Origin of the sequence: Lentzea sp. NEAU-D7, assembly GCF_026242055.1 — a bacterium.
Classification (GTDB): Bacteria; Actinomycetota; Actinomycetes; order Mycobacteriales; family Pseudonocardiaceae; genus Lentzea.
This window is the reverse complement of record NZ_JAPJDL010000020.1, coordinates 174,847-200,188: the sequence shown is the minus strand read 5'-3', so window position 1 is coordinate 200,188 and position 25,342 is coordinate 174,847. Positions and strand designations below refer to the sequence as shown.

Here is a 25,342-nt window from a genome sequence, read left to right as displayed (position 1 = left end):
GTCAACTCGACACGCTTTTCGTCGAGTTGACACCCCTTCTCTCATGTGGCCCGCTCTTGGCTCGGCTCGTGATGGGACCCCACCGCCAACGCACCCAGCTACTCAACCGGCGGCCGCCCAACACAACAGGCGTGCCATCAACCCGCGCACGGCGCGGGTCCCCTGATCAGATTGCCGGGGGTCTGGGGGCAGCGCCCCCAGGGGAAGCACGCAACGCGACCAGGCCGCCCGCAAGGCGACCACCCGCAAAGCCGCGGCAGGCAAAGGTGACCACCCGCAAGGTCGCCACCCGCAACCCAACCACCCGCAGAAGTCGCGCCCACTCAGCCAAGCAAAGTAGCCGCAGAAGGATCAGTGATCAGCGCGACGAACGTGTGCCGATCCCCCCACCGCCCGGAAACCCAGGCCAGCGCACGCCCCAGCCCTTCAGGCGTGTCGGCGGCATGGGGAACCCCGTCCACCATCCACCACTCAACCCGGGCCCCGTCGACCAGAAGCTCGTCGTGCACGACCACCACACCATCGGGCAGCGCGACCTCGAGCAGCTCACAGGCCATCCGCACAGCCCCGAGGTCCCGCCACTCCACGACCTCACCGACGTGGTCCGGCAACCCGGAGAACTCCTCCGAGGCCAACGCCAGGTCCAGCAGGTCGGCAAGCTCCTCGGACCCGTCGGCGAGCAGCACCCGGGAAGCCGGCACAACCCCCAGCAACCACGGGTGGTCCAGCACCACGACGTCGTCGGCGGCGACGACGGCCCCGGACAACACCCGAACCCGCTCAGGCGGCGAGAAGTCCCCCTCGGGCAGCCCCGCATAGGCGCGCAACACCACGGCGTCGGCGACGACACGGTCGGCGTCCCCGAGCCGCTCCAGCACGAACTCGGCGTCCTCGTCGTCCAAGATCTCCAACGAGGACCGGACGCCGGCCGCCCGCAGCACGTGCTCGGGCAACCCGAAGTCCGGCACGACGTCGAAGAGCCCGTCCAGCAACGAGGCACCGGGCAGCCGGTACGAGCGAGGCGCGGCACCGCCCAGCGACGCGTAGCGGGCGATCCACCAGCCCGTGTACCCGTCGGGCTCGGTCACGGCACGCCACGTCACCGGGTCGGAAGCCAGCAGCCGCAACGCCGCGGGCCAGTCGGCGACGAGGTCCAGGTCCCGGACGGCCACCACGCGACGGGGTTCGTCGGGCACGGACGACCACCACGCGGACTCGTCGGCGAGGTCGTGGTCCGGCCCGGAGGGCTCGTCGTCGACCACCAGCGAGAACGCGTCGACGACCCCGACCGCGACCAGGGCGGTACGCGGGTAGGTCTCGACGATCTCCTTGGACAGCAACGGGAAGGCGTCGGCCTCGACCACGCCCACCAAGGGGGAGTCGGGCATCAGCAACTCGTCCGCGCGGTGCCATTCGCCGTCGGCGTCCGGCAGGGCCAGCGCGCCCAGCCAGGGCTCCTCACCGGCCCGCACCCCGGCGAGGTCCACCAGCCGCAGCACGGTCTCGACCAGGTCCAAGCCGTCGAGGCCTGCCTCGGCGTCCTCCAGCGACCGGGCCACGTTCTCGCGCAGCGACGGGTCGGCGAGCAGCTCGGCGGCTCCTGCCTCGACCGCGCCCAGGCGCACCAGCAGCGGGTGCACGGCGTCCGGGTGCACGACCCTCAGGCCGGGCAGCGGTTCGTCGGCGATCAGGGTCGTGCGCGGCCCGGTCACGACACGGCCGTCGGCCAGCGGCACCGGCAGAGCCGCCAAGGCCTCGCGGACGTCCGGGTCCACCTCGGCCAACGGCGAGAAGGCGGCGTAGACGTCACGCCACCAGCCGGGGTCACCGGAGACACCGGCCAGAGCCGCCACGACCTCGGCGGTGCTCACCCGCGGAACTTCCAGCGCCGCCAGGGCGGCCGCGTGCACCGGAGCGGACAGCTCGGCGTCCAGCAGCCCGGGCAGGGCGTCCTCGACGAGGTCGACGAGTTCCTCGGAGCCGACGTCCAGGACGCGGGCGCGCGAAGGTTCGATCCACTCGCCGGAAGCCAGCGGCAGCCAGGCGGAGGCGCGCAACGAGCGCAGCACACCGGTCCGCAGCCGATCGTCCACTTCGGACAGCGGGAAGCCCGGCAGCGGCACGAGCGCGGTCCGCTCGATGGCGGGGACGCGGGCGACGAGGGCCGGGTAGGCGGCCGCGGCGGCGTCCAGCACCGTCCACGCGGCGGGGCCCGGCAGGATGCGGCGGCGTGACGGCTCGACCGGCAGAGTGGCGATCAGCCTGGCGGGCAGCGACAACCGCTCGTCGGTCGGGGTCGGCGCGTGCAGCACGTCCTCGCCCAGCTCCGAGTCGAGCGGGTACGCCCACGACACGGTCCACTGAGGACGGTGCTCGACCCCCTGGACGAGCTCGGAGGGCAGCTCGCCGACGGTCCGCTCAACGAGCCAGCGCACCGGGCCGACGGTGACCACGCCGTCGTCGGAGACGGAGCGTTCCCACGACTGCGTCCCGATCTCGATCCGCCGCAGCCCCGGCAGGGCCAGCAGCAGGTCCGGGACCTCGGCGGCCAGGTCGTCCAGCGACAGGTCGACCTTCAGCGGCAGCCGGACCTCGGTCGTGAACCCGTCCGGCACCTCCTCGACGACCGGCCAGACCAGGCGCAGCACCGGCACGTCGCCGCCGCGCTCGGACGCGAGCTCCGGCACCTCGGCCTGAGTCCGCGCCAGGGAGAACTCCACGCCACCCGACGTGGAGATCACGCGCGGTGCGTCCGACACGGTCAGCACGGCCGCGAACCCGACACCGAACTGCCCGACGCCGGACTCCTTCGAGGAGGCCCGCAGGGAAGCCAGGGCGGCGACGCCGGCGGAGGTCAGCGGGGAGCCGGTGTTGGCGGCACGCAGCTCACCGTCGACAAGGGTGATCCGCAGCACACCCGGCGAGGAACCGGCCGCGTCGGACGCGTTCTGCGCCAGTTCGACGAGCAGCCGGTCCCGGTAGCCACCGAGGCGGAGGTCTTCTTCGGCGTTCGCGTCTTCGCGGAAACGGGTGGGCGAACCACGCCACGCGGCGAGTACCGAGGTGCGCAGGGCCTCGGTGCCGAACGGGTCGGTCACTCCGAGACGTCCAGAACGTCCAGCTGGGCGTCGTCGTAGACGAGGTCGGCCACCGGCACCATCGGGCTGATGTCGACCTCGACCTGGGAGTGCGCGCCACAGCCGTACTCGACGTGCACGACGTGGCCGTCCGCGGGCGCGATCTCGTTCGCGCAGACGCCGAACGCCGCGCCGAACGCACCGGCCACGCGGGTGTAGAAGCCGCAGGTGCCGCAGTGCGCGGGGGCGCTGCGGGCCATGTCGGAACGCGGGCCGAAGTCCGAGGACGCCCAGCGGTCGGCAGCCTCCAGGCGGCCCTCGCGGGACAGGACGCGGGTGCGGCCGAGGCCGATCTCCAGCGCCACCTCCTCGACCGCGGGGTCGTCGGACTGCACGTAGGCCTCGACCAGGCGCGGGTCGTTCTCCCGGGGCGGCATGAGGTCGCCGACACCCAGGTCACCGGCGCGGACGCGTTCGCTCCACGGCACCCACTCGGGGGCGACCAGGGCGTCCGGGCCCGGCAGCAGCACGACCTCGCTGATCGAGACGGGGGAACCCTCGCCGGCGTGGGCGACGGTCACCGCCCAGCTCCAGCCGCGGTAGCCCGCGTGCTCGGCTTCGAAGAGGTGCGTGACGGAGTGCTCGTCCTCTCCGTGCACCCCGACATGAGCGCCGACGCTCTCCGCACCCGCCTCTTCTTCTGCGGCGGCGCGGGCGAGATCAACGGCGTCGAGGAGCATCTCAGTCGCGGTCACGTCATGAATTGTGCCGCAGGACTTCGCCGGGACGAAAACTCGTGCCACCCTCCGTTGGGTGCGCTCACCCGTCTGGCTGGTCGTCGTCGCGGTCCTGGCCGCCTGCTCGACGCCACAAGAAGCAAAACCGCAGGTAGAAGTCCTGCAGAAGATTCCGCATGACACAACGGCGTTCACCCAGGGGTTGGAACTCGTCGACGGCGTCCTCTACGAGGGCACCGGCCTGGAGGGCAAGTCGACGATGCGCGCGCTCGATCCGTCGAGCGGCGACGTCCAGAAGAAGGTGGACCTGCCTCCGGACTTCTTCGGCGAGGGCATCACCGTCGTCGGCGACACCATCTGGCAGATCACGTGGCAGAACGGCATCGCCATCGAACGCGACCGCAGGACGCTGGACGAGCTCCGCCGCGTCGAGTACCAGGGCGAGGGCTGGGGCATCTGCGACGACGGCCGGCGGCTGGTGATGAGCGACGGCACCGCGAAGCTGACCTTCCGCGACCCCAGGTCGTTCCAGGAGACCGGCAGCGTGCAGGTCACCCGCGACGGCAAGCCGCTGACCCAGCTGAACGAGCTGGAGTGCGTCGGCGGCAAGGTCTGGTCGAACGTGTGGAAGACCGACGAGATCGTCCGCATCGACCCGGCCACCGGCAAGGTCACCGACACCTACGACCTCGCGTCGCTCAAGCCCTCCGGCGACGTGGACGTCCTCAACGGCATCGCGCACGTCCCCGGGACCGACGAGTTCCTGGTCACAGGCAAGAACTGGCCGACCATCTTCCGGGTGAGGTTCAACGGGATGGGGCAGGATTGACGGTGTGACCGGCGACCGCGGACGGAGTGACGGACCGACTCCGAAGCGCTACCCGTGGCAGGACGACGAGTACCAGCCGCGGCAGCGTCGCGGAACACCGTCCGAGCACGGTTTCCAGCCACCACCGCGGCGTCCCCAGAACACCCGTCCGCTGCCCAACCAGGACCAGCAGACGACGCCGACGCCCAAGCCGCCGCGCAAGCTCACGGTCACGCGCGTCGCGTGGTTCCGCACCAAGCAGCTCTCGCAGCAGGCGGTCGCGGCGTTCCGGCGCGCGGCCCGCGCGGACGGTGCAGGGAAGTCCGGCATGACGTCGGTCACCTACGCGGTGATGATGAACTACGCCGCCGACGCCGCGATGGCCGTCGCTCTGGCGAACACGTTGTTCTTCAGCGCGGCCAGCGCCGAGTCCAAGACCAAGGTCGCGCTCTACCTGCTGATCACCGTCGCGCCGTTCGCGTTGATCGCGCCGGTGATCGGCCCGCTGCTCGACAAGATCCAGCGCGGCCGCCGGCTCGCCCTGTCCGCGTCCTGCGTGCTGCGGATCGGCCTGTCGGTCGTGATGGCGCTGAACTTCGACAACTGGCTGCTGTACCCGGCGGCGCTGGGCAGCATGGTCCTGTCCAAGTCGTTCACGGTGCTCAAGTCCGCGATCACCCCGCGCGTGCTGCCGCCGGAGATCACGCTGTCCAAGACCAACGCCCGCATGACGATCTTCGGACTCGCGGCGGGCGGGGTGTTCGGCGCGGTCGCCGCGGGCTTCGCGAACCTGTTCGGCTCACCGGGCGCGCTGTGGTTCACCGCGGCGCTGTGCCTGGTGAACGCGTGGCTGTGCATGAAGATCCCGTCGTGGGTCGAGGTGACCGAGGGCGAGGTCCCGGCGACGCTGACGGCCAGGCCCTCCAGGCAACGCATCTCCCGGCACGTCGCGGTCTCGTTGTGGGGCAACGGTTCCATCCGCATGTTGACGGGGTTCCTGACGCTGTTCGCGGCGTTCGTGGTCCGCGAGCAGACCGAGGGCGACGCGGTCCAGCAGCTGCTCCTGCTCGGCGTGATCGCCGGCGCGGCGGGTGTCGGCAGCTTCCTCGGCAACGCGATCGGCGCGCGCCAGCACTTCGGCAAGCCGGACGAGGTGGTGATCGCCTGCGTCGCCACCGCGCTGGCGGCCACCGTGGCCGCCGCCGTGCTGCCGGGAATGGTCACCGCGGCGATCGTCGGCCTGCTGGGCGCCACGGCGTCGTCGCTGGCCAAGATCAGCCTCGACGCGGTGATCCAGGACGACCTGCCGGAGGAGTCGCGCGCGTCCGCGTTCGGCCGCTCCGAGACGATCCTGCAGCTCGCGTGGGTCTTCGGCGGCGCGCTCGGCGTGCTGCTGCCCGCGACGTTCTGGATCGGCTTCTCGGTGCTCGCCGTGCTGCTCGCGCTGGGCCTCGCGCAGACGTGGATGTACCGCAACGGCACGTCGTTGCACAGGCTGGTCCGCAGGCCGGCGGCGGCGACCCCGTAGGCTGCTTGACGTGCGTCGACTTGCTTCTGTAATGGCTGCCAGTGTTCTCGTGCTGTCCGGGTGCTCGTTGCAGCGGCACGACCCCGAGGTCACGTTCTACGCGAACGGCAAGACCATCCGCATCGAGCCGACGATCTACTGCGACGTCGAAGGCGACAACTGCGCCGAGAAGAACGCGCCCGGCACGCTGAAGGTGCCGGCCGGCAAGGTCGTGCAGATCTCGGTGGACGGCCAGCTCGCGAGCGGCCTCTGGGAGGTCGTGTGCGTGTACGAGAACGCCGCCCGCGTGCAGGAGGGCTGCACCTCGCCGTTGCTCGGCAAGGGCGAGGACTACACGTACACGCTGGCCGTGCCGGACGACTCGGACCAGCTGCTGCGCATCGAGGTGCACGAGGCGGCCGGCGCGGTGCTGGAGACCGGCCAGCCGCTCATGCGCGGTTCGTGGGTCGTCGACGTCACCCGCTGATCACCGCCTGCCGAACGCTTCCCACCACTCGCTGGGAGCGATCCGCAGGGCGGAGTCCATCAGCGCCTTGCCTGTCTCGGTGACCACCGACGCCTGCATGGTCTGGATGAAGCGCTCCATCTTGGAGACCCCGGCGGCCTGGTACTCCCTGGCCTGCAACAGCAGTTCGAGCTTGTCCGCGTCACGCGAGCAGCGCGCCTCCGGCGTGTGGTCGAAGCCCTTGGCGGACTCGTGCTCGGTGACCAGTGCCTCGATGTGGGCGGCCAGGGGCGCGGGCAGGTGCTGGACCTGGTCGCGCGCCACGGCTTCCGGCGGCATCTTCACGTCGAGGTAGAGCTTGCCGACGTACGGGATGTCGCCGATGCGCGCCTCGGGCACGTCGTGGAAGAGGCCGAGGGTCGCCGCCCTGTCGGCGTTCGCGCCCTCCTGGACGGCGATCGCGTACGCCAGAACGCCCACCCGGAACGAGTGGGCGGCCACCGACTCGGGGTTCTGCACCCCGGCGAAGAGCCACCCCGCTCTGGGCAGGCGCTTGAGCTGGCCGACCTCGTAGACGAACTCGACGATCCTGTCAGCGTCAGACATGACGCTGATCCTTTTACGGATCGAGGTCCCGCGCCACCGCCCGGACGACCTCGGCGATGAGCTTCATGTTCTTCTTGTCGGACGGGTAGCGGCCGCGACGCAGGTCAGGCTGCACCTTGTTCTCGAGCAGCTTGATCATGTCGTCGATCAGGCCGTGCATCTCCTCCGCTGGACGGCGGCGGGCCTCCGCGACGGACGGCGCCGGGTCGACCAGGCGCACGGACAGCGCCTGCGGGCCGCGCCGGCCTTCGGCCATGCCGAACTCGATGCGCTGCCCGGCTTTGAGGCCCTCGACACCAGGGGGCAGGGCGGACTTGCGGACGTAGACGTCCTCGCCACCGTCCTGGGTGACGAATCCGAAGCCCTTCTCCGTGTCGTACCACTTGACCTTGCCGGTCGGCACCGCGCTCACCATTCCCAAGCTTGTCGCACAACGAACGCGCCCCGGGGCGTACCCAGGACGCGTCCCACCAGAGTAGCCAGAAGACCTCGGCGAAGGCACCTCCGTTAGGGCCTGCGTCGAAGTCTGGTCCGATGAGAGTCGCGCTTGAGGTGGTTCCTGGTGGTGCGGCCGGACGGCCCGCATACCGGTGTTGTATGTGGGCCGTCCGGCCGTGCCGCCAGGGGCCGCCTCGGGCCCGGCTATCGCGGGCCAGACTTCGACGCAGGCCCTATCGCACTATCCTGCTCATATGACCGCTCCGAAGTTGATGCCGCTGGCCATCGGCCTGTTCGCCGTGGGCGTACTGGCGATCATCGTGGTCTTCGTGCTGTTCGCCACCGGTCACAGCGATCTGCCCGTGGCGCTGAACGTCGCGGCCACCTACCTGCCCGCGATCGGGCTGGGCCTCGGGATCATCGCGGTGGTCAGGAAAGCACGCCAGAAGAAGTCCTGAGCCACTCCGGGAACTCGCGCAGGTCCTCCAGCACGACCGCGGCGCCCGCCTCCGCGAGCTCCGCACGCGAGCACGGCCCCGTGACGACACCGACGCCGAGCGCCCCGGCGGCCGCGGCCCCGCGCATGTCGCCGACGTGGTCACCCACGTAGACGGCGGCGCCGTGCAGCTTGAGCGACTCGGACTTGCCCGTCGCCCACAGCTCGCCGTAGAGGTGGTCGACCTCCCAGCCCATCGCCTCGAGGTGCAGCGCGGCGTTCTTGCGGTACTTGCCGGTGACGACCATGGTGCTGCCGCCCAGTTCCCGCACGCACTGCAGGGCCATCGCCGCTCCGGGCAGCGCGACGGTCGACGGGATCACGACCTCGGGGTACAGCGCGCGGAAGAGCGAGACCATGTCCGGGATCTCTTCCTCGGGCACGCCCCTCTCGCGGTAGATCATGTCGAGGGGCGGGCCGAGGTTCGACGCGAACTTCTCGCCGTCGAGGGCGTACCCGGTGCGGGCGCCGACCTCGTTCATCACGGCGGCCATTCCCGGTCGCGGGTCGATGAGGGTCATGTCCAGGTCGAAACCCACGGTGAACGGCACAGAACCCCACTCTACGTCTTTACAAGAACCACAACTGTGTAAAGGTGAGGTGGTGAGCGACATCACCGAGCTCCTGCTGGACTCGGCCGCCGACCTGTTGGCTGCCCGGGGCTTCCACGGACTGCGCATGATCGAGGTCGCCGGCCGCGCCGGCGTGAGCAGACAGACCGTCTACAACGAGTTCGGCAACAAGGAGGGACTCGTCCAGGCCGTCGCGGTCCACAAGACGGAGGAGTACCTGACCGGGATCGCGTCCCGGCTCCAGGAGAACCCCGACCCGTGGGAGGCGATGCGGTCGGCGTTCCGCTTCACCTTCGAGCAGACCGAGAAGGACCGGCTGGTCTCCGCCGTGCTGACCGGGCAGAACGCCGAGGACCTGCTGCCGTTCATCACGATCCGCGGCCACCCCGTCCTGTTCCACGCCACCGAGGTCGTCGAACAGCACCTCAGCAGGCACTTCCCCGGCAGGCACGTGCGGTTCACGGCGGAGACGACGGTGCGGCTCGCGCTGAGCCACCTGCTGATGCCGAGCGGCGACCTGGACGGGGCGATGGACGCCGTCGTCAGGGTCGCCAGAGTGACGATGGACGCATGATCGCCTGACCGCCGGCTCCTTGTTGCAATAATCCTGCAACAAGGGGAGGTGTCCGGTGGTCGCTGTCTCGGCGCGCCTGCGCGCGGGAGCGGCGTTGCTCGGTCCGGCGTTCGTCGCCGCGATCGCGTACGTCGATCCGGGGAACGTGGCCACCAACACCGCGGCGGGCGCGACGCACGGGTACCTGCTGGTGTGGGTGCTGGTCGTCGCGAACGTCATGGCGGGGCTCGTGCAGTACCTGTCGGCGAAGCTCGGCCTGGTCACCGGGAAGTCGTTGCCCGAGGCGGTGCGGGACCACCTGCCCCGCCCGGCGCGGCTCGCCTACTGGGGCCAGGCCGAGGTCGTCGCGATGGCGACCGACCTGGCCGAGGTGCTCGGCGGGGCGATCGCGCTCCACCTGCTCTTCGGCCTGCCGCTGCCGCTCGGTGGCGTGATCACCGGTGTGGTGTCGACGATTCTGCTGCTGGTGCAGGACAAGCGCGGGCAGCAGCCGTTCGAGCGCGTGATCACCACGATGCTGCTCGTCATCGCGGTCGGGTTCATGGCCGGGCTCTTCGTCGCGCCGCCGTCGGTTTCCGGGGCGGCCGCGGGCCTGGTGCCGAGGTTCGACGGCGCGGACAGCGTGCTGCTCGCGGCGGGCATGCTCGGCGCGACGGTCATGCCGCACGCGGTCTACCTGCACTCGGCACTGGCGCGCGACCGGCACGGGAGGAACCCGTCGGTGCTCGGCGCGACCAAGGTCGACGTCGTGGTGGCGATGGTGCTGGCCGGCGCGGTCAACATGGCGATGCTGCTGCTCGCGGCTTCCGCTCTGCAGGGGAAGGCCGGAGTGGACACGCTCGAAGGAGCGCACGCCGCGGTCGGCAGCACCCTGGGCGGCGGGATCGCGCTGCTGTTCGCACTGGGCTTGCTGGCTTCGGGTTTCGCGTCCACGGCCGTCGGCTGCTACGCCGGTGCGGTGGTGATGGACGGGCTGCTGCGCGTGCGGATCCCTTTGCTCGCACGCCGTCTGGTCACGCTCGTGCCCGCGCTGGCGGTCCTGGCGCTCGGCGTCGACCCGACGCTCGCGCTGGTGCTGTCGCAGGTCGTGCTGTCGTTCGGCATCCCGTTCGCGCTGGTGCCGCTGGTCTGGCTGACCGCGCGCCGGTCCGTGATGGGCTCGTTCACGAACCGGCGCTCCGTCACGTTCGCCGCGGGGGTGGTGGCCTTCGCGGTCGTCGTGCTGAACGCGGCTTTGATCTACTTGACGCTCGCGTAGCTGACACCGAGCTGGCGCAGCGCCTCTTCGAGCGTGCGCATGACCTCCAGGGTGTTCTGCCAGGTGATCCGCGGGCTTTCCGTGAGCCCCGCGGCGACGCACTCCTCGACCGCGCGGATCTGGTGCTGGTAGCCCTCGTCCTCGATCGAGTGCTCGACTCCGTTGATCACGACGGCGGTCGGGTTGAACATCGGGTCGACGAGCTCGATGCGGCCCAGGGTGCCGACGATCTCCGCGCGGGCCCCGGTGTTCGCGACGAGCGAGCAGCTGAGCAACGCGTGGGCGCCGTTGTCGTACGCCAGGAAGATGCCCGCGTCAGCGTCCACTTCGGTCGGTGCGAGGCTGCCGTGCGCGTGGATGTGCTGGGGCACGCCCAGGAACTGGTGGGTGAGCGCGACCGGGTAGACGCCGAGGTCGAGCATCGCGCCACCGCCGGCCTCCTTGGCCCACAGGCGATCGCCTTCGCTGAAGGCGTGCCGGAAGCCGAAGTCGGCGCGGATCATCCGGACCTCGCCGATCTCGCCGTCCCGCACCGCCTGCTCGGCCTTCTGGACCAGCGGGTTGAACCGCGTCCACATGGCTTCCATCAGGAAGAGGTTCCTGGACCGCGCCCGTTCGACCATCTCCTGCGCGTCCGCGACCGTGAGCGCGAAGGCCTTCTCGCACAGCACGTGCTTGCCGGCGTCGAGCGCGGCGAGCACGACCTCGTGGTGCTGGCCGTGCGGTGTGGCGACGTAGACGATGTCGACGTCGGGATCGGCGAGCAGGTCGCGGTAGTCGCCGTACGCGCGCTCGATGCCGAAGTGCGCCGCGAACTTCTGGGCCTTCGTGATGTCACGCGAGGACACCGCGAGCACCTCGGCACCCGCCTTGAGCATGTCGGCGGTCACGGCATGCGCGATTCCACCTGTAGCGATCACACCCCACGTCATGGGGTGAGCTTAGATGGAGGCATGCGCCTCATCCTGAACGTGATCTGGCTGGTGCTCGCCGGTTTCTGGATGGCCGTCGGCTACGCGGTCGCCGGTGTCATCTGCTGCATCCTGATCATCACGATCCCGTGGGGCATCGCGTCTTTCCGGATCGCGAACTACGCGCTCTGGCCGTTCGGGCGCGAGGTCGTGGACAAGCCGGGCGCGGGCACCGGATCGCTGCTGGGCAACGTCATCTGGATCGTCGTCGCCGGTCTCTGGCTCGCCATCGGCCACATCGTCACCGGCATCGCCCTGTGCGTGACGATCATCGGCATCCCGCTCGGCGTCGCGAACTTCAAGCTGGTCAAGGTCTCGCTGGTGCCGCTGGGCAAGGAGATCGTCGAGGTTCCGTGAGGGTCTCCCGCGCCTCGTCGGGGGCGAGGCGCGGGAGACCACTCAGTGGCGCGAGCCGTCAGACTTCGCTGTCCGGCAGCTCGTGCAGGCACAGGATGTTGCCCTCGGTGTCGCGGAACCACGCCGCGCGCTCGGTGCCCATGACCGCGATGTGGTTCGTGGTCTTGAAGTCGGGCAGGTCGTAGTCGTCGAAGCGCACGCCCCTGCCTTCGAGCTCGTGGATCTCGCCTTCGAGGTCGGGCACCTCGAAGCTGAGGACCGTGTGCCCGGTCTGCGCGCCCTTTTCCGCAGGCATCAGTCCCAGCGCGTCGCCCTGGCCCAGCGCGAAGATCCGCATGCCGTCGGGGTTCGTGGTGACGGGCTTCAGGCCGAGCACGTCCGCGTAGAAGCGGCCGGCGCGTTCGGGGTCCTCGACGGGCAGCATCGTCGTGGTTCTGGTGGCGGTGAGCATGCGCGCCTCCTTCGACGGAATCCATCGATGTTGCGCCCGTCACACCGCCCTGACAAGGCCTTTTTCGGTCACCCCCGGGTCACTGGGCGTGGCTGGTGCCGTCGTCGAGACCGAGCAGCTCCACCGATCTCGCCCGCATCTCCACCTTGCGGATCTTGCCGGTGACCGTCATCGGGAACTCCTCCACCACGTGCACGTAGCGCGGGATCTTGTAGTGGGCGAGCCTGCCGGAGCAGAACTCGCGAACGGCCTCGGCGGTCAGCCCTTCAACGCCCTCGCGCAGGCGCACCCAGGCCATCAGCTCCTCGCCGTACCTGGAATCCGGGACGCCGATCACCTGGGCGTCGAGCACGTCGGGGTGCGTGTAGAGGAACTCCTCGATCTCGCGCGGGTAGATGTTCTCGCCGCCGCGGATGACCATGTCCTTGATGCGGCCGGTGATGTTCACGTAGTCGTCGTCGTCCATCACCGCGAGGTCGCCGGTGTGCATCCAGCCCGCCCGGTCCACGGCCTCGGCGGTCTTCTCCGGCTCGTTCCAGTAGCCGAGCATCACCGAGTAGCCGCGCGTGCACAGTTCCCCCGGCTCGCCGCGCGGCACCGTGCGGCCCGTCTCCGGGTCCACGATCTTGACCTCCAGGTGCGGCCCGACCCTGCCGACCGTCCCGACGCGACGGTCGAGGGAGTCGTCGACGCGCGTCTGCGTCGACACCGGCGAGGTCTCGGTCATGCCGTAGCAGATGGACACCTCGCGCATGCCCATGCGTTCGACGACCTGCTTCATCACCTCGACCGGGCACGGCGAGCCCGCCATGATGCCGGTGCGCAGGCTGCTCAGGTCGTGGCCGTCCACCAGGTCGAGCATCGCGATGAACATCGTGGGCACGCCGTAGAGGCTGGTGCAGCGCTCTTCCTGAACGGCGGCAAGGGTTTTCGCCGGGTCGAACGCGGGTGCCGGGATCACGACGCACGCACCGTGGCTGGTGGCGGCGAGGTTGCCCATGACCATGCCGAAGCAGTGGTAGAACGGCGGCACCACGCAGATGCGGTCGTTCTCGGTGTAGTTGAGCAGCTCGCCGACGAAGTAGCCGTTGTTGAGGATGTTGTGGTGCGAGAGCGTGGCGCCCTTGGGGAAGCCCGTGGTGCCGGACGTGTACTGGATGTTGATCGGGTCGTCGCGGTCCAGCTCGACGTCCGGGACCTCCTCACCGGTCCACTGCGGATCGTCGACGTACACGACGTGGCGCAGCCCGGGACACCGCGGCCGCGCCTGTTCGATCATGGCCGCGTAGTCCGACGTCTTGAACGACCGCGCGGACACCAGCGTGTGGACGCCCGCCTGGTTCAGCACGTACTCCAGCTCGTGCACCCGGTACGCCGGGTTGACGTTGACCAGGATCGCGCCGATCCGGGCCGTCGCGTACTGCACGAACACCCACTCGGCGCAGTTCGGCGCCCAGATCCCGACCCGGTCGCCCTTGCGGACGCCCAGCGCGTGCAGACCGGCGGCGGCGCGGGAGACCTCCTGCGCGAGCTCCGCGTACGTCCACCGTCGATCTGTCGCCTTGTCGACAAGTGCCTCGCGGTCACCGAAGCGCGCGACGGTCGCCGCGAGGTTCGCGGGGATCGTGTCGCCCAGCAGCGGGGCGGTGGACGTGCCCGAGGAGTAGCTGGCGGTCATCCACCTGACGGTAGTCAGGCTCCGGCGTATGGCAAGGGCACGACCAGGCACGGACCGCCGCTGTAAAGGCCCGCGTCGATCGCCAGGACCTTGTCGCCGGCGTAGACGAGGGGCCCGTCGATCTGGTCCGGCGGCACCCCGAGCTGGTCGGCGATGACGCTGTGCCCGTGCACGATCGTGCTGCCGCCGAGGGTCGCGAGCAGCTCGTCCGCGATTTCGGGACCCTGCGGACCCCGGAACGCGTACCGGGTCGTCATCTTGCGCCAGCACTCCCACCAGTCGACGAGGTCGTCGCCCTTGAGCACGTGCCGGACGGCCTCGTTGACCTCTTCGATCGAGGACCCCCATTCGAGGTAGGCCGCAGTGTCGGAGTGCATCAGCAGGTGGTCGTCGCGCAGCTTCAGCACCGGCCTGGTCGTCAGCCACTCGACGTGCTCGTCGGTCAGCCGGTCCTGGTCGCTGCGCAACCCGCCGTTGAGCAGCCAGCTGCGCGCGAACGACCGCGGCCCCATGCTGTCCGGCACCTGCTCGTCGCCGAACCGGTGCATGCCGAGCAGCAGCACCTCGTGGTTGCCGATCAACGAGCTGACCGCGCCACCGGCCTCGGCCGCCTCCTCGCCGAGGCGCATGACCAGGTCGATCACGCCCACGCCGTCGGGCCCGCGGTCCACGAAGTCGCCGAGGAACCACAGCTCGGCCTCGCCACCCGTCCAGTGTCCGTCCTCGTCGCACAGCTCCGCGACGTGCAGGGCCCTGGTCAGTTCTGCGAGGTGCCCGTGCACGTCACCCACGACGTACATCGGGCGTCGATCCGTGTCCACCTCCGCGACGATAGGTGATGAACCCTCGCGCGTCAGTGGTCAGTCCAGTCGCCGAACGGGTCCGCAGAGTGACCGACGAGGTCCGCGATCGACTTCAGCACGCGCGTCGGCCGGTACGGGAACATCTCGGCGGACTCGGCGGTGAAGACCCCGGACAGCACGAGGATGGTCGACAGGCCCGCTTCCAGGCCCGACCGCACGTCGGTGTCCATGCGGTCGCCGATCATCAGCGCCTGCTCGGAGTGCGAGCCCAGGGTGCGCAGGGCCGAACGCATCATCAGCGGGTTCGGCTTGCCGACGTAATAGGGCTCACGGCCGGTGGCCCGCTCGATCAGCGCCGCCACGGCGCCGGTCGCGGGCAGCGAGCCCTCGCGCGACGGCCCAGTCGCGTCGGGGTTGGTCGCGATGAACTTCGCGCCCTCCTCGACCAGGCGGATGGCCTTGGTGATCGCGGTGAAGCTGTACGTGCGGGTCTCGCCGAGCACCACGTAGTCCGGGTCGCGGTCGGTGAGCACGTAGCCGATCTCGTGCAGCGCCGTGGTGAGGCCGGCCTCGCCGATGACGAACGCCGAGCCGTTCGGGCGCTGCGAGTCGAGGAACTTCGCCGTGGCCAGCGCCGAGGTCCAGATGGACTTCTCCGGGATGTCGAGGCCGGTGCGCTGCAGGCGTGCGCGCAAGTCCCGTGGCGTGTAGATGGAGTTGTTCGTGAGCACGAGGAACGGGGTCTCCGACGCCCGCAGCTCCGCCACGAACTCGTCCGCTCCCGGGATCAGGTGCTCCTCGTGCACGAGGACGCCGTCCATGTCCATCAAGTAGTGCCACATGGTCTAAGTATCGATCACGCGCTTGCGAAACGTCTCGGTCTGGAGCTTGAGATAACGCTCGATCACCTGAAGTTCGTCTTCGTCGAAGTGGCCGAGGACCTCGACGAGGCTGTCGCGGGCCCTCTCGAACGGCTCGCCGAACTTGTCCAGGTCACCGACCGTGACCTCGACCAGGACCTTGCGGCGGTCGTGTGGGTCACGGACACGACGGACATATCCGGCACGCTCCAGGCGGTCGATCACGCCCGTCACGGCACCGGTGGAGAGGCCGGACAGCTCGGCGATCCGGCCCGCGGTGAGAGGTCCCTCCGCCCGCATGGCGAGATCGAGGCACTTCTCGTCGGTCGCGGACAGGCCCATCTGCTCGGCGACCCGAGCGTGGAACATGACGGTGAGCGCGCTCTGCTCCCGCATGTACCAGGTGAACCTCTCCAGCACCTCAGGTTCCATGTTGAACATCTTAGCCGCTAAGACAATTCGTTGTGACAGTGCTCCAAACGGGCGGAACGTGAGAAACCTCGTTTGTGGAGTCACCTACAAGGAGTTGTTCATTAAGCTAAATAAGGTGACAGCAGTGGAGTTGGGACTACCCGTCGTGCGCGGCACGCCTGATGCGTCCGCACGCCCGGACACGCCGCTGCTCGTCGACAGGTTCGGACGGGTGGCGAAGGACCTCCGGGTCTCGCTGACCGACCGGTGCAACCTGCGCTGCACCTACTGCATGCCCGCCGAGGGCCTCGACTGGCTGCAGAAGGACGAGCTGCTCACCGACGCCGAACTGATCCGGCTCATACGCATCGCCGTGGTCGACCTGGGTGTCACGGACATCAGGTTCACCGGTGGCGAGCCGTTGCTGCGCCGGGGCCTGGAGCAGGTCATCGCCGCGACGGCCGAGCTCGAGCCGCGTCCGCGCATGTCGATGACCTCGAACGGCATCGGCCTCTCGCGGCGCGCGCAGTCGCTGAAGGACGCCGGCCTGAACCGGATCAACGTCTCGCTCGACACCCTCGACCCGGACCGTTTCGCGACGCTGACCAGGCGCGACCGCATCACGGACGTGCTGGACGGCCTCGACGCCGCCCGCGAGGCCGGCCTGGAGCCGGTCAAGGTCAACTCCGTGCTGATGCGCGGCCTGAACGAGGACGAGGCAGTCCCGCTGCTGCGGTTCTGCGTCGAGAACGGCTACCAGCTGCGGTTCATCGAGCAGATGCCGCTCGACGCGCAGCACGGCTGGACGCGCACGAACATGGTCACGGCCGACGAGATCCTCACGATGCTCTCGTCCGCGTTCACGCTGACCCCGTCGGAGGTCCCGCGCGGCGGTGCGCCGGCCGAACGCTGGCTGGTCGACGGCGGCCCCTCGGTCGTCGGCGTGATCGCGTCGGTGACCAGGCCGTTCTGCGCCGCCTGCGACCGCACCCGGCTCACCTCGGACGGCCAGATCCGCAACTGCCTGTTCAGCCAGGGCGAGACCGACCTGCGCACGCTGCTGCGCGACGGCTCCCCCGACGCCGTGATCGCCGACGCCTGGCGGGCCACGATGTGGGCCAAGGCGGCCGGTCACGGCATCAACGACGCGGGCTTCTCGCAGCCCGACCGCCCCATGAGCGCGATCGGAGGATGACGGTGACGGCCGTGAAGATCCGTTACTTCGCAGGCGCGCGGGCCGCGGCCGGGGTGGCTGACGAGGACCTGCAGCTCGACACCTCCGAGCCCACCGTGGCGCTCGTGGTCAGCACCATCGGCGAACGGCACGGCGCGAAGCTCGGCAAGGTCCTCGCCGCGTCGAGCTTCCTGCTGGACGGCGTGGCGGTGCGCGACACGTCGGTGCGCGTGCCCGCGGGGTCTCAGCTGGACGTGCTGCCGCCGTTCGCGGGCGGCTGAGCGGCCAGGAACGCCTCGGCACGAGCCACCACAGCGCCCTGCTCGCGTGCCTTCGCGAGTTCCAGCGCCTCCTGGGCCACGGCCGCGTCACCGGTCGCCTCGGCCAGTGCGAGCACCGCCTTGGACTCCAGCAGCAGATCCCCGTTGTCCCGCACGTCGCGCAACAGCTCCGCGGCGAGCGCCGGATCGTGCCTCGCGAGCTTCAGCTGCGCCTTCCTGCGGCCCACCGGGTAGTTGATCCGGTCCGCCAGCTCGACCGCCGCCTCCAGCTCGTCCAGCCTGATCAGGACTTCGACCTCGGCCCGGACGTCGCCGATCTTCCGCGCCTGCTCCAGCCCCCGCGACGCCCATGCCCGCTCCTGCTGGGGGTCACCGGTCTTCCTGGCCAGGTCGGCCAGGTTGGCCAGCACGTTCGGCCTGGACTCCCCCATGCCGGCCTCCTGGTACCCGGCCCACGCGGCGTCGAGGTGCCTGCGTGCCCCGTCGAAGTCCCCGAGCTCGATGTGGGCGACTCCGAGCTCCTCGTGGGTGACAGCGATCTTGACCTGGAACCCGTTCACCTCCCAGATCCGGAGGGCCTCCTCGAAGTGGGCGACGGCTTTGCGCAGCTCCCCGCGGGCGCCGCACACCGTGCCGAGGTTGGACAGCACGGTCCCGTAGAGGGTCGTGTCGCCGTGCTGCACCTGCCGCGCCTGCTCCATGTCCTCCAGCGCGCCGGAGAGGTCACCGGTCTCGCGCTTGACCAGTCCCATGTTGTTGAGCAACGCGCTCCTCATGAGATCCGACGGGCTCAGTTCGAGCGCTGCTCCGTACGACTCCAACGCCTCCGCGAAGGCGCCCCGCATCCAGTGCAGGTGCCCCAGCCCGTTGAGCATCGCCGTCTCACCCGCCGTGTCACCCGACTCACGCGCCGACGCGAGACCCGCGGCCATCACCGTGCCGAGGTCCGACCTGTAGGCGCTGTAGTTGAGGTACCCGCGCAACGAGTCGGCGAGATGGCTCGCGAACGGATGAGGCGCGACCTGCACGGCCGCCACGAGCACCACGCGTTTCGAGTCGAGCCACGCCTGCGCCTGTGCCGCGGTCGCGAACTCCCGGCCTTCGAGGTCGAGCGGCAGCGGATCCAGCCTCCTGACCGCGGGGCTCACGAGCTCCGCCGCGTGGCGGGCGGTGGCCAGGTAGAAGGACAACAGCCTGCGCAGCGCGGGCGGGCCGCCGGAACCGGCCTGTTCCGAGGCGAAGAGCCGGACCAGGTCGTGCATCCCGAACCGTTCCCCCGTCTGTTCGACGAGCCCGGAACGCACCAGCACGTCGAGCAGCCGCGTGCTGTCCTCAGTGGACAGGTCACCGATCACGGCAGCGGAACGCACGCCGAAGTCCGTGCCGGGGTGCACGCTCAGCAACCCGAACAAGCGGCGTGCGTCGGCCGGTAGAGCCCCGCAGGACAACGCGAACGCCGCCCGGACCGCCGCGTCGCCCTCGATCTCCAGCGCGTCCAGCCTGCCGTCGCCGCGCAACTCGGCGAGGTAGTCGGGCAGGTGCCGGTCGGCCAGGTGCGCGCCCGCGATGCGCAGCGCCAGCGGCAGGTTCGCGCACAACCTGATCAGCTCGGCCCGGTCGTCCGCCGTTCCGTCGATCTTCAGCCGGTCGAGCAACGCACCGGCCTCGTCGTCGGCCAACACGTCGAGTCTGGTCTGCTCCGGCAGTTCGTTCCTGCTGGTCACGATGGCCTTGCAGCCCTCGACGTCCGGCACGAGCGGGCTCAGGCCGGTGGCGTTGTCGAGCAGCACGAGCACCCGACGGCCCCGCAGCTTCGCCCGGTAGAGCTCGATCTGCTCGTCGCGGTCGAGCGGGACGTTCGCGGGCGGCACGCCGAGCGCGCGCAGGAACCGGCCGAGCGCCTGCTCGACGGTGACCGCCGGTCCCGTCGCGAACCCGCGCAGGTCGACGTGCAGCTGACCGTCGGGGAACCGGTCGCGGACGCGGTGCGCGAGCCGGACCGCGAGCGCGGTCTTGCCGACACCGGGAGGGCCGGTGATCGCGAGCACCGGGGCGTCCGAAGAGGACAGTGCGGCGAGCTCGTCCTCGCGGCCGACGAAGTCAGGGAGGTCCGCGGGCAGCTGGGCGGGGCCCGGCCTGCGCACGACGAGCCGGTAGCCGGAGGCGTCGGTGACGATCTCGTCCTCGACGGACTGCCGCAGCCTGCGCACGAGGCTGCGCAGCGCGGGCAGCGGTCCCGCCGGTGGTTCGTCGCCCCAGACCGCGCGGACGAGATCGCCGAACAGCACCGGCTGGCCGGCCTCGGCGAGCAACGCGCGGTGCAACGCCTCCAGACGCGACTCCTTGGTCATCGCACCATCATCGGGCAGTCGCCACCTGACGCAGTTCGTGGTCCCAGAGATGGCATTCGGTCTCTTCGGCGAGCTGATGAGCTTCCTGCGCCGTCTTGTCCGCGGTGTCGTGGTCGCCGAGTGAGCGCTGGATGGCCGCCGTGATGATGAGGACGCGCACGAGACGCACGCGCAGTTCGCCTGCCTCCGCGCGTTCCCGGGCCCGCACGGCGAGCTTCAACGCCTCTTCGAGGTCACCTGCCGCGTGGTGGTCGGCGGCGAGCCCCGCCAGGTTCTCCGCCTCGCCGCGCAGATAGCCGTTCCTCACGCTGAGCGCGAGGCCTTCGTTGTGCGCGCGGAACGCCTTGTCCAGCTCTCCGAGTGCGCGGTGCGCGTCACCGATGGTGTCGAGGAGGTCGGCCTCCTCGCGCTGGTTGTTCGCGTCCTGCACGATCTTCAAGGCCTTGAGCCAGGACTCCAGCGCCTCCCCCGGCCGGCCCTGGGCCAGGACGGCCGAGGCACCCAGGGCGACACCGCCCAGCGGGTGCGCCAACTCGGGCGGGAGCCCGCGCCGCACCTCGTCGGCCTCGGCGATCACCTCTCGGACGAGGTCGAACCTCCCGTTGTACTCGAGCACCTCGCTGAGCGCGTCCAGTGCGTACAACCGGACGTGCGGCAGGCCCTGCTTCTCGGAGAGTTCGATCGCGTGCCTGACGTTGGCCAGAGACTCGGACAGCGGTCCCAGATCGAGGTAGGCGCCACCCAGGTTGAACGCCACGGCCGTGTTGTCCGGTTGCAGCTCACGGGCCGCGGTGAACACCTCGACCGCGTCGCTCAGCCGGCCGAGCTGCTGGTAGGCGAGGCCGCTGTTGATCAGCAACGACACCAGCACGCGGTCGTCGGGGTGCTGCCGCAGCAGCTCGCGGGCGCGGGTGAACTCCGCGATCGCGTCCGTCAGCCGGCTGACGGAGAAGTGCGCGAGGCCGAGGCTGCCGTGCATCACGGCCTGCGCCAGGACGTCGCCCGCCTCGACGGCGGCCGCGAGTCCCGCCCTGGCCGCCACGAACCAGTCGACGCGGTAGGACTGGAAGTAGAAGTAGGCGCGCAGCATGTCCGCGAGCAGCCACGCCGCGGGCGCCGCACCCGCGTGCGGAATGGCGGCGACGATGTTGCCGCGCTCGGAGTCGAACCACGCGATCGCGTCGGCCTGGGTCTCGAACTCGTGCCGCGGCGGGTCGCCGGGGACCTGCGGGACAAGCATTCGCGCGAAGTCCGGGTTGGCCTTGCGCGCCGCCGCTTCGGCGTTGAAGAGGTAGTAGTCGATGAGCCTCGTCCTGGCGCCGGGTTCCTCGGCCAGCCGCAGCGCGTACATGCGGAGGAGGTCGTGCAGGCTGTACCTGTCGCCGTCGTGCTGCACGAGGTTCGCGTCCACGAGCTGCCGCAGCGGTTCGCCGGCGTCGCCCCCGCCGAGCAGCGCGGTGGCCGCCTCGACGCCGAAGTCCTGGCCGGGGATCAGTCCGAGCAGCCGGAACAACCGTTGCGCCACAACGGGTTGCGCTCGGTACGACAGGTCGAACGTGGCGTTGACGGCCGCGTCGCCCTCGATCTCCAGCGCGTCCAGCCGGTCGTCACCGCGCAGGTCCGCGAGGTAGTCGGAGAGGTGACCCGACGCCACGTTCGCGGCGGCGATGCGCAACGCCAGCGGCAGGTGGGCGCAGAGCCGGACCAGCTCGGCCTTGTCCTCGGAGCTGCCGGTGATCCGCATCCTGGCGAGGAGCTCCTGTGCCTCGTCCTCCTCGAACACGGCCAGCCGGACCTGCTCGTGCTCGGACAGGTCCGTGCGGCTCGTGACGATCACCCGGCATCTCGGGCCGTGCGGCAGCAACGGGCCGAGCAGCTCGCGCGTGGCGTTGTCGATCACAACGAGCACCGCGCGGTCCGCCGTCATCCTGCGGAACAGTTCGGACTGCGCACCCACCTCGACGGGGATGTCCTCGGCACCGAGCGCGCGCAGGAACCGGTGCAGCGCCTGGTCGGGCGTGAGCGCGGCTCCTTCGGCGAACGCGCGGAGGTTCACGTGGAGCTGGCCGTCCGGGAAGCGCTCGCTCAGCCGGTGCGCGACGTGCACCGCGAGCGAGGTCTTGCCGACCCCCGGCGGCCCGGTGATGGCGAGCACCGGCGCCTCACTCGCCAGAGCCCGCGCGATCTCCTCGTCGCGGCCCACGAAGTCCGGCAGGTCCGCGGGCAGGTGTCGCGGCCCCGGTCCCCGCACGACCAGCCGGTAGCCGGAGGGCTCGGTGATGACCTGCTCGGTGGCGCGCAACCGTTGCACGAGGTTCCGCAAAGCCTGCCTCGGGTTCGCCGGGCGGTCGCCGGGCCAGACGGCCGCGATCAGGTCGTCGAACGACACCGGCTGGCCGGGTGTGGCGGCCAGCGCCCGGCGGAGCGCCTCGATCCTCATACCCCGATCCTGGCAAGTGGATCTTCGTCAGTCGATCGGAAGGTGTCCGCGAGGGGCCGCCGACGGCCACCGCTCGACCGTGAACGGCGGTCTCCGATGGCGCAACACACGTGAGCCACGCCTCACTTTCCGTAATAGATCTCGGCGGATCTCAGAATGGAAACGGACCGATAACGGCACCTTTGAGCTGCCGTTTTGTAGGCTCCATACAACTTTTCAGGTCGTTACTGTGATGCGCATCACAGGTCGAAACATTTGGAGAGCGGCTCAGCGGTTACGTACGGTCGCTCCTCGGCTGGCCCGAACCAGCCACGAGCACCATCCGGAGGACCGCACACCGAACCCAGTCCGAGGGTTCTCCGGCACATACCCCGAGCGAGAGAAACCGCCGGACTGGGACGCAGGAACGCACCGGGCCCCGAACCCGAGTTCCTGGCAGCAGGTGAGGTGGACCGAGAGGCACATGGCTTTCAACCGAGGCAACAAGGGCAAGCAGAGTTCCGCCGCTCGCACTATCGCCAAGGTCGCGGCTGTCGGCATCATCGCCGGCGCCCCTCTGGGCCTGGCCGTTGGCACCGCCAACGCGGCCCCCGTGAACTGGGACGCCCTCGCTCAGTGCGAGGCAAGTGGTAACTGGGGCGCCAACACGGGCAACGGCTACTACGGCGGCCTGCAGTTCACCCAGCAGACGTGGAACGCCTACGGCGGCCAGGGCAACCCGGCCAACGCCTCGCGCGAGCAGCAGATCGCTGTCGCCGAGCGCGTCGCCGCCGGCCAGGGCGTGAACAACGCCTGGCCCGCCTGCAGCCGCAAGCTGGGCGTCAACTCGGCTCCGGCCGCCAGGACCGCCCCGGCCCCGCAGCAGCAGCGCAAGGTCCAGCCGCAGCAGCGCCAGGCCGCCGCTCCGGTCCAGCAGGCCCCCGCCGTGGTGCTCGAGGGCTCGAAGACGAACCCGAACGGCAACTACGAGATCAAGGCGGGCGACACCCTGTCGAAGATCGCGGACGCCAACAAGGTCGCCGGCGGCTACCAGGCCATCGTGGAGAAGAACAAGGGCTTCATCACGAACCCCGACCTGATCTTCCCGGGCCACAAGATCCTGGTCTGAGCCTCCCCGGCTCGGACCGATCTGATCGGTCGCACGAACGCCGGCCCGTACTAGTGGGCTGACACAGGACCAGGGATCTCACCGTTACCCCCCGACGGTGAGGTCCCTGCCTGCATTTCCGGGTGGGGCGGGCCCGCAGCGCGCCAGACGAGCGTGGGCGAGCCCGCCGAGTTGCCGGACCAGGCAGGGGCGAGCCAGTCAGGCGTAGTGTCGAGTCGACGCGACCTCTCCGCTGGAATCAGCACCGGCAATCGCAAGGCGACCCCTCCGCTGGAACAGGAACCAGCCGCCACAACCGGACCCGCGGTGCCACCAGGCACCCGCGAGGCGACCGAACACCAGGAACGCGACCCACCCCGCTGGAACGCGACAACCGCCCGCAAGCCGACCCGCACCCAAGCCCGGCCCGCGCACGGCAAGCCGACCCTCCAAGCCGACCGGACCAGGCCAACCTCAGGGGCAGTTGACCCACTCGTCCTCGCCGCCAGGAAAGACCTGCCTCTTCCACACCGGCAACCGAGCCTTGACCTCGTCCACCAGGTCGGAACAAAGGGAAAACGCTTCCCCCCGGTGCTCAGCGGCCACGGCACAGGCCAGCGCCACATCACCGATCTTCAACGGCCCGACCCGGTGCGAGACGGCGATCCCGTGCACCCCGGCGTACTTCGAGGCCAACGACTCCACGACCTCGGCCACCACGTCCGAGGCGGAAGGGTGCGAGTGGTACTCCAGCTCCAGCACTGTCCGCCCGCCGTCGTGGTCCCGCACCACACCGGAGAAGGTGACGACGGCACCGGCCCGGTCAGACGCGACCAGAGCCGCGTGCTCCTCCACCGACAGCGGTTCCTCGGTCACCACGGCCCGCAGCACCACGCTCATTTGTGGTCACCTCCACGCAGTTGGTCGAGAGCATGCTCGACGACCGAGGCGAGCACGTCCAGCCCGTCCCGCACGCCGCCGGTCGAGCCGGGCAGGTTCACGACCAACGTCCGTCCGGCGACACCGGCGACGCCGCGCGACAGCACGGAGCCGGGCACCCGCGGCCAGCCCGACATCCGGATGACGTCGGCCAGGCCGGGCACCTCGTAGTCCAGCACCGCTCGGGTCGCCTCGGGCGTGCGGTCGGTCGGGTTGATGCCGGTGCCACCGGTCGTCAGCACCAGGTCGGCGCCGTCGGACACCGCGGCCGACAGCGCCTCGCGCACCGGGTCGCCGTCCGGCACCACCACCGGCGAGGAGACCGAGAAACCGCGTGCGGTCAGCCACTCGACGATCAGGGGTCCGCTGCGATCGGCGTAGACACCGGCCGCGGCGCGGTTGGACGCGGTGATCACCACCGCCTTCACGGGCGCTCCCACAGGCCGGACTTGCCGCCTTCCTTGCGCTCCACCCGCACTGCGTCCAGGGACGCCGCGGGGTCGACCGACTTCACCATGTCGTGGAGCGTCAGGCCGGCCACGGAGACCGCGGTCAGGGCTTCCATCTCGACGCCCGTGCGGTCGGTCGTGCGGACGGTGGCGGTGATCAGCACGGCGGACGGTGCCAGTGCCAGGTCCACCACCACCGACGACAGCGCGATCGGGTGGCACAGCGGCACGAGTTCCCAGGTGCGCTTCGCGGCCATGATGCCCGCGATCCGGGCCGTCGCCAGGGCGTCGCCCTTGGGCAGGCCGTCGGCGCCCAGCAACTCAACCACTTCGGCGGTCGTGTGCAGGATCCCGGTGGCCACGGCAGTCCGGGTGGTCTGCTCCTTGCCGGAGACGTCGACCATCCGGGCCGCGCCTTGGGAGTCCAGGTGGGTGAACTGCTTGGTCATACGGCGATCGTATGCCGGACGCGCGCGGACGGCCTGTGCCGAAAGACGTCAGCGGGCACGCTTTTCGCCCCTGACGTCTTCCGGCTCGTGCTGGTGCCGCGG

The 25,342-nt window shown here is 70.1% G+C and carries 26 protein-coding genes; 10 read left to right on the top strand and 16 right to left on the bottom strand.

Going from position 1 to position 25,342, the window contains the following annotated elements; genetic code table 11:
- Window positions 1-323 precede the first annotated feature (323 nt).
- Window positions 324-3,098 carry a sacsin N-terminal ATP-binding-like domain-containing protein gene (locus ORI60_RS33745; RefSeq protein WP_266042040.1) on the bottom strand — a complete coding sequence of 925 codons (2,775 nt, stop codon included), beginning with the start codon at window positions 3,096-3,098 and terminating at the stop codon, window positions 324-326.
- Window positions 3,095-3,832, bottom strand: a complete 738-nt coding sequence (locus ORI60_RS33740) for a DUF3027 domain-containing protein (RefSeq protein ID WP_266042039.1) — start codon at window positions 3,830-3,832, stop codon at window positions 3,095-3,097. The genes ORI60_RS33745 and ORI60_RS33740 overlap by 4 nt, the downstream gene beginning before the upstream one ends.
- Before the next feature lie 58 nt (window positions 3,833-3,890).
- On the opposite strand from ORI60_RS33740, the gene ORI60_RS33735 reads away from it, so the two are divergent.
- Genes ORI60_RS33735 through ORI60_RS33725 form a run of 3 tightly spaced genes read left to right on the top strand, consistent with a single transcriptional unit; the run spans window position 3,891 to window position 6,616 of the window.
- A complete protein-coding gene (locus ORI60_RS33735; protein ID WP_416234533.1) occupies window positions 3,891-4,643 on the top strand; it encodes a glutaminyl-peptide cyclotransferase in 753 nt (250 codons plus the stop codon).
- Window positions 4,644-4,647: 4 nt separating this feature from the next.
- Window positions 4,648-6,150 (top strand): MFS transporter, encoded by a 1,503-nt coding sequence (locus tag ORI60_RS33730; RefSeq protein WP_266042038.1) that lies wholly within the window; start codon window positions 4,648-4,650, stop codon window positions 6,148-6,150.
- 31 nt (window positions 6,151-6,181) lie between these two features.
- On the top strand, window positions 6,182-6,616 hold the full coding sequence (locus ORI60_RS33725; RefSeq protein ID WP_266042037.1) for a DUF2771 family protein: 435 nt from the start codon (window positions 6,182-6,184) through the stop codon (window positions 6,614-6,616).
- Here the strand turns inward: ORI60_RS33725 and ORI60_RS33720 are convergent, their stop codons facing one another.
- Together ORI60_RS33720 and ORI60_RS33715 are read right to left on the bottom strand one after the other, a co-directional pair.
- Entirely contained in the window at window positions 6,617-7,201 is a 585-nt protein-coding gene (locus ORI60_RS33720) for an HD domain-containing protein (protein ID WP_266042036.1), read from the bottom strand.
- Window positions 7,202-7,214: 13 nt separating this feature from the next.
- A complete protein-coding gene (locus tag ORI60_RS33715; RefSeq protein WP_266042053.1) occupies window positions 7,215-7,604 on the bottom strand; it encodes a cold-shock protein in 390 nt (129 codons plus the stop codon).
- Between the two features lie 289 nt (window positions 7,605-7,893).
- Here ORI60_RS33715 and ORI60_RS33710 point away from each other — a divergent pair, with 289 nt between their 5' ends.
- Complete coding sequence (locus ORI60_RS33710) at window positions 7,894-8,097, top strand: hypothetical protein (RefSeq protein WP_266042035.1); 204 nt, start codon at window positions 7,894-7,896, stop codon at window positions 8,095-8,097.
- Here the strand turns inward: ORI60_RS33710 and ORI60_RS33705 are convergent.
- Window positions 8,069-8,686: an HAD family hydrolase gene (locus ORI60_RS33705; RefSeq protein WP_266042034.1), complete on the bottom strand. Its 618-nt coding sequence runs from the start codon at window positions 8,684-8,686 to the stop codon at window positions 8,069-8,071. The two genes, ORI60_RS33710 and ORI60_RS33705, sit on opposite strands and share 29 nt — an antisense overlap.
- A gap of 52 nt (window positions 8,687-8,738) precedes the next feature.
- Between ORI60_RS33705 and ORI60_RS33700 the strand changes: the two genes are divergently transcribed.
- Complete coding sequence (locus tag ORI60_RS33700; RefSeq protein ID WP_266042033.1) at window positions 8,739-9,281, top strand: TetR/AcrR family transcriptional regulator; 543 nt, start codon at window positions 8,739-8,741, stop codon at window positions 9,279-9,281.
- Between the two features lie 55 nt (window positions 9,282-9,336).
- Window positions 9,337-10,539 (top strand): Nramp family divalent metal transporter, encoded by a 1,203-nt coding sequence (locus ORI60_RS33695; RefSeq protein ID WP_266042032.1) that lies wholly within the window; start codon window positions 9,337-9,339, stop codon window positions 10,537-10,539.
- Here the strand turns inward: ORI60_RS33695 and ORI60_RS33690 are convergent.
- Complete coding sequence (locus ORI60_RS33690) at window positions 10,521-11,471, bottom strand: Gfo/Idh/MocA family protein (RefSeq protein WP_266042031.1); 951 nt, start codon at window positions 11,469-11,471, stop codon at window positions 10,521-10,523. The genes ORI60_RS33695 and ORI60_RS33690 overlap by 19 nt on opposite strands.
- Before the next feature lie 21 nt (window positions 11,472-11,492).
- On the opposite strand from ORI60_RS33690, the gene ORI60_RS33685 reads away from it, so the two are divergent.
- Entirely contained in the window at window positions 11,493-11,867 is a 375-nt protein-coding gene (locus ORI60_RS33685) for a YccF domain-containing protein (RefSeq protein ID WP_266042030.1), read from the top strand.
- A 58-nt stretch (window positions 11,868-11,925) separates the two neighbouring features.
- Here ORI60_RS33685 and ORI60_RS33680 read toward each other — a convergent pair whose 3' ends face one another.
- The 5 genes from ORI60_RS33680 to ORI60_RS33660 form a co-directional block, all read right to left on the bottom strand.
- Window positions 11,926-12,318 (bottom strand): VOC family protein, encoded by a 393-nt coding sequence (locus ORI60_RS33680; RefSeq protein WP_266042029.1) that lies wholly within the window; start codon window positions 12,316-12,318, stop codon window positions 11,926-11,928.
- A 79-nt stretch (window positions 12,319-12,397) separates the two neighbouring features.
- Window positions 12,398-13,996 (bottom strand): AMP-binding protein, encoded by a 1,599-nt coding sequence (locus tag ORI60_RS33675; protein ID WP_266042028.1) that lies wholly within the window; start codon window positions 13,994-13,996, stop codon window positions 12,398-12,400.
- Window positions 13,997-14,010: 14 nt separating this feature from the next.
- Window positions 14,011-14,796, bottom strand: coding sequence for a metallophosphoesterase (locus tag ORI60_RS33670; protein ID WP_266042052.1), 786 nt, complete (start codon window positions 14,794-14,796; stop codon window positions 14,011-14,013).
- 53 nt (window positions 14,797-14,849) lie between these two features.
- Window positions 14,850-15,641, bottom strand: a complete 792-nt coding sequence (locus ORI60_RS33665; RefSeq protein WP_245983024.1) for an HAD-IIA family hydrolase — start codon at window positions 15,639-15,641, stop codon at window positions 14,850-14,852.
- Between the two features lie 3 nt (window positions 15,642-15,644).
- Complete coding sequence (locus ORI60_RS33660; protein ID WP_266042027.1) at window positions 15,645-16,091, bottom strand: MarR family winged helix-turn-helix transcriptional regulator; 447 nt, start codon at window positions 16,089-16,091, stop codon at window positions 15,645-15,647.
- Between the two features lie 115 nt (window positions 16,092-16,206).
- Between ORI60_RS33660 and moaA the strand changes: the two genes are divergently transcribed.
- Complete coding sequence (gene moaA, locus ORI60_RS33655) at window positions 16,207-17,265, top strand: GTP 3',8-cyclase MoaA (protein WP_416234532.1); 1,059 nt, start codon at window positions 16,207-16,209, stop codon at window positions 17,263-17,265.
- An 11-nt stretch (window positions 17,266-17,276) separates the two neighbouring features.
- A complete protein-coding gene (locus ORI60_RS33650; protein ID WP_323055971.1) occupies window positions 17,277-17,525 on the top strand; it encodes a MoaD/ThiS family protein in 249 nt (82 codons plus the stop codon).
- Here the strand turns inward: ORI60_RS33650 and ORI60_RS33645 are convergent.
- Window positions 17,489-19,876, bottom strand: a complete 2,388-nt coding sequence (locus ORI60_RS33645; RefSeq protein ID WP_266042025.1) for an ATP-binding protein — start codon at window positions 19,874-19,876, stop codon at window positions 17,489-17,491. The two genes, ORI60_RS33650 and ORI60_RS33645, sit on opposite strands and share 37 nt — an antisense overlap.
- Before the next feature lie 7 nt (window positions 19,877-19,883).
- On the bottom strand, window positions 19,884-22,316 hold the full coding sequence (locus ORI60_RS33640) for an ATP-binding protein (protein WP_266042024.1): 2,433 nt from the start codon (window positions 22,314-22,316) through the stop codon (window positions 19,884-19,886).
- Window positions 22,317-22,779: 463 nt separating this feature from the next.
- Between ORI60_RS33640 and ORI60_RS33635 the strand changes: the two genes are divergently transcribed.
- Entirely contained in the window at window positions 22,780-23,424 is a 645-nt protein-coding gene (locus tag ORI60_RS33635) for a transglycosylase family protein (RefSeq protein WP_266042023.1), read from the top strand.
- A gap of 453 nt (window positions 23,425-23,877) precedes the next feature.
- On the opposite strand, the gene ORI60_RS33630 is transcribed toward ORI60_RS33635, so the two are convergent.
- Genes ORI60_RS33630 through moaC form a run of 3 tightly spaced genes read right to left on the bottom strand, consistent with a single transcriptional unit; the run spans window position 23,878 to window position 25,240 of the window.
- A complete protein-coding gene (locus ORI60_RS33630; RefSeq protein ID WP_266042022.1) occupies window positions 23,878-24,303 on the bottom strand; it encodes a molybdenum cofactor biosynthesis protein MoaE in 426 nt (141 codons plus the stop codon).
- The gene (locus ORI60_RS33625; protein WP_266042021.1) at window positions 24,300-24,770 is read right to left on the bottom strand and encodes a MogA/MoaB family molybdenum cofactor biosynthesis protein; all 471 of its coding nucleotides are present in this window, start codon (window positions 24,768-24,770) and stop codon (window positions 24,300-24,302) included. The genes ORI60_RS33630 and ORI60_RS33625 overlap by 4 nt, the downstream gene beginning before the upstream one ends.
- Entirely contained in the window at window positions 24,767-25,240 is a 474-nt protein-coding gene (moaC, locus tag ORI60_RS33620) for a cyclic pyranopterin monophosphate synthase MoaC (protein WP_266042020.1), read from the bottom strand. Before moaC ends, ORI60_RS33625 begins: the two co-directional genes overlap by 4 nt.
- Window positions 25,241-25,342 lie beyond the last annotated feature (102 nt).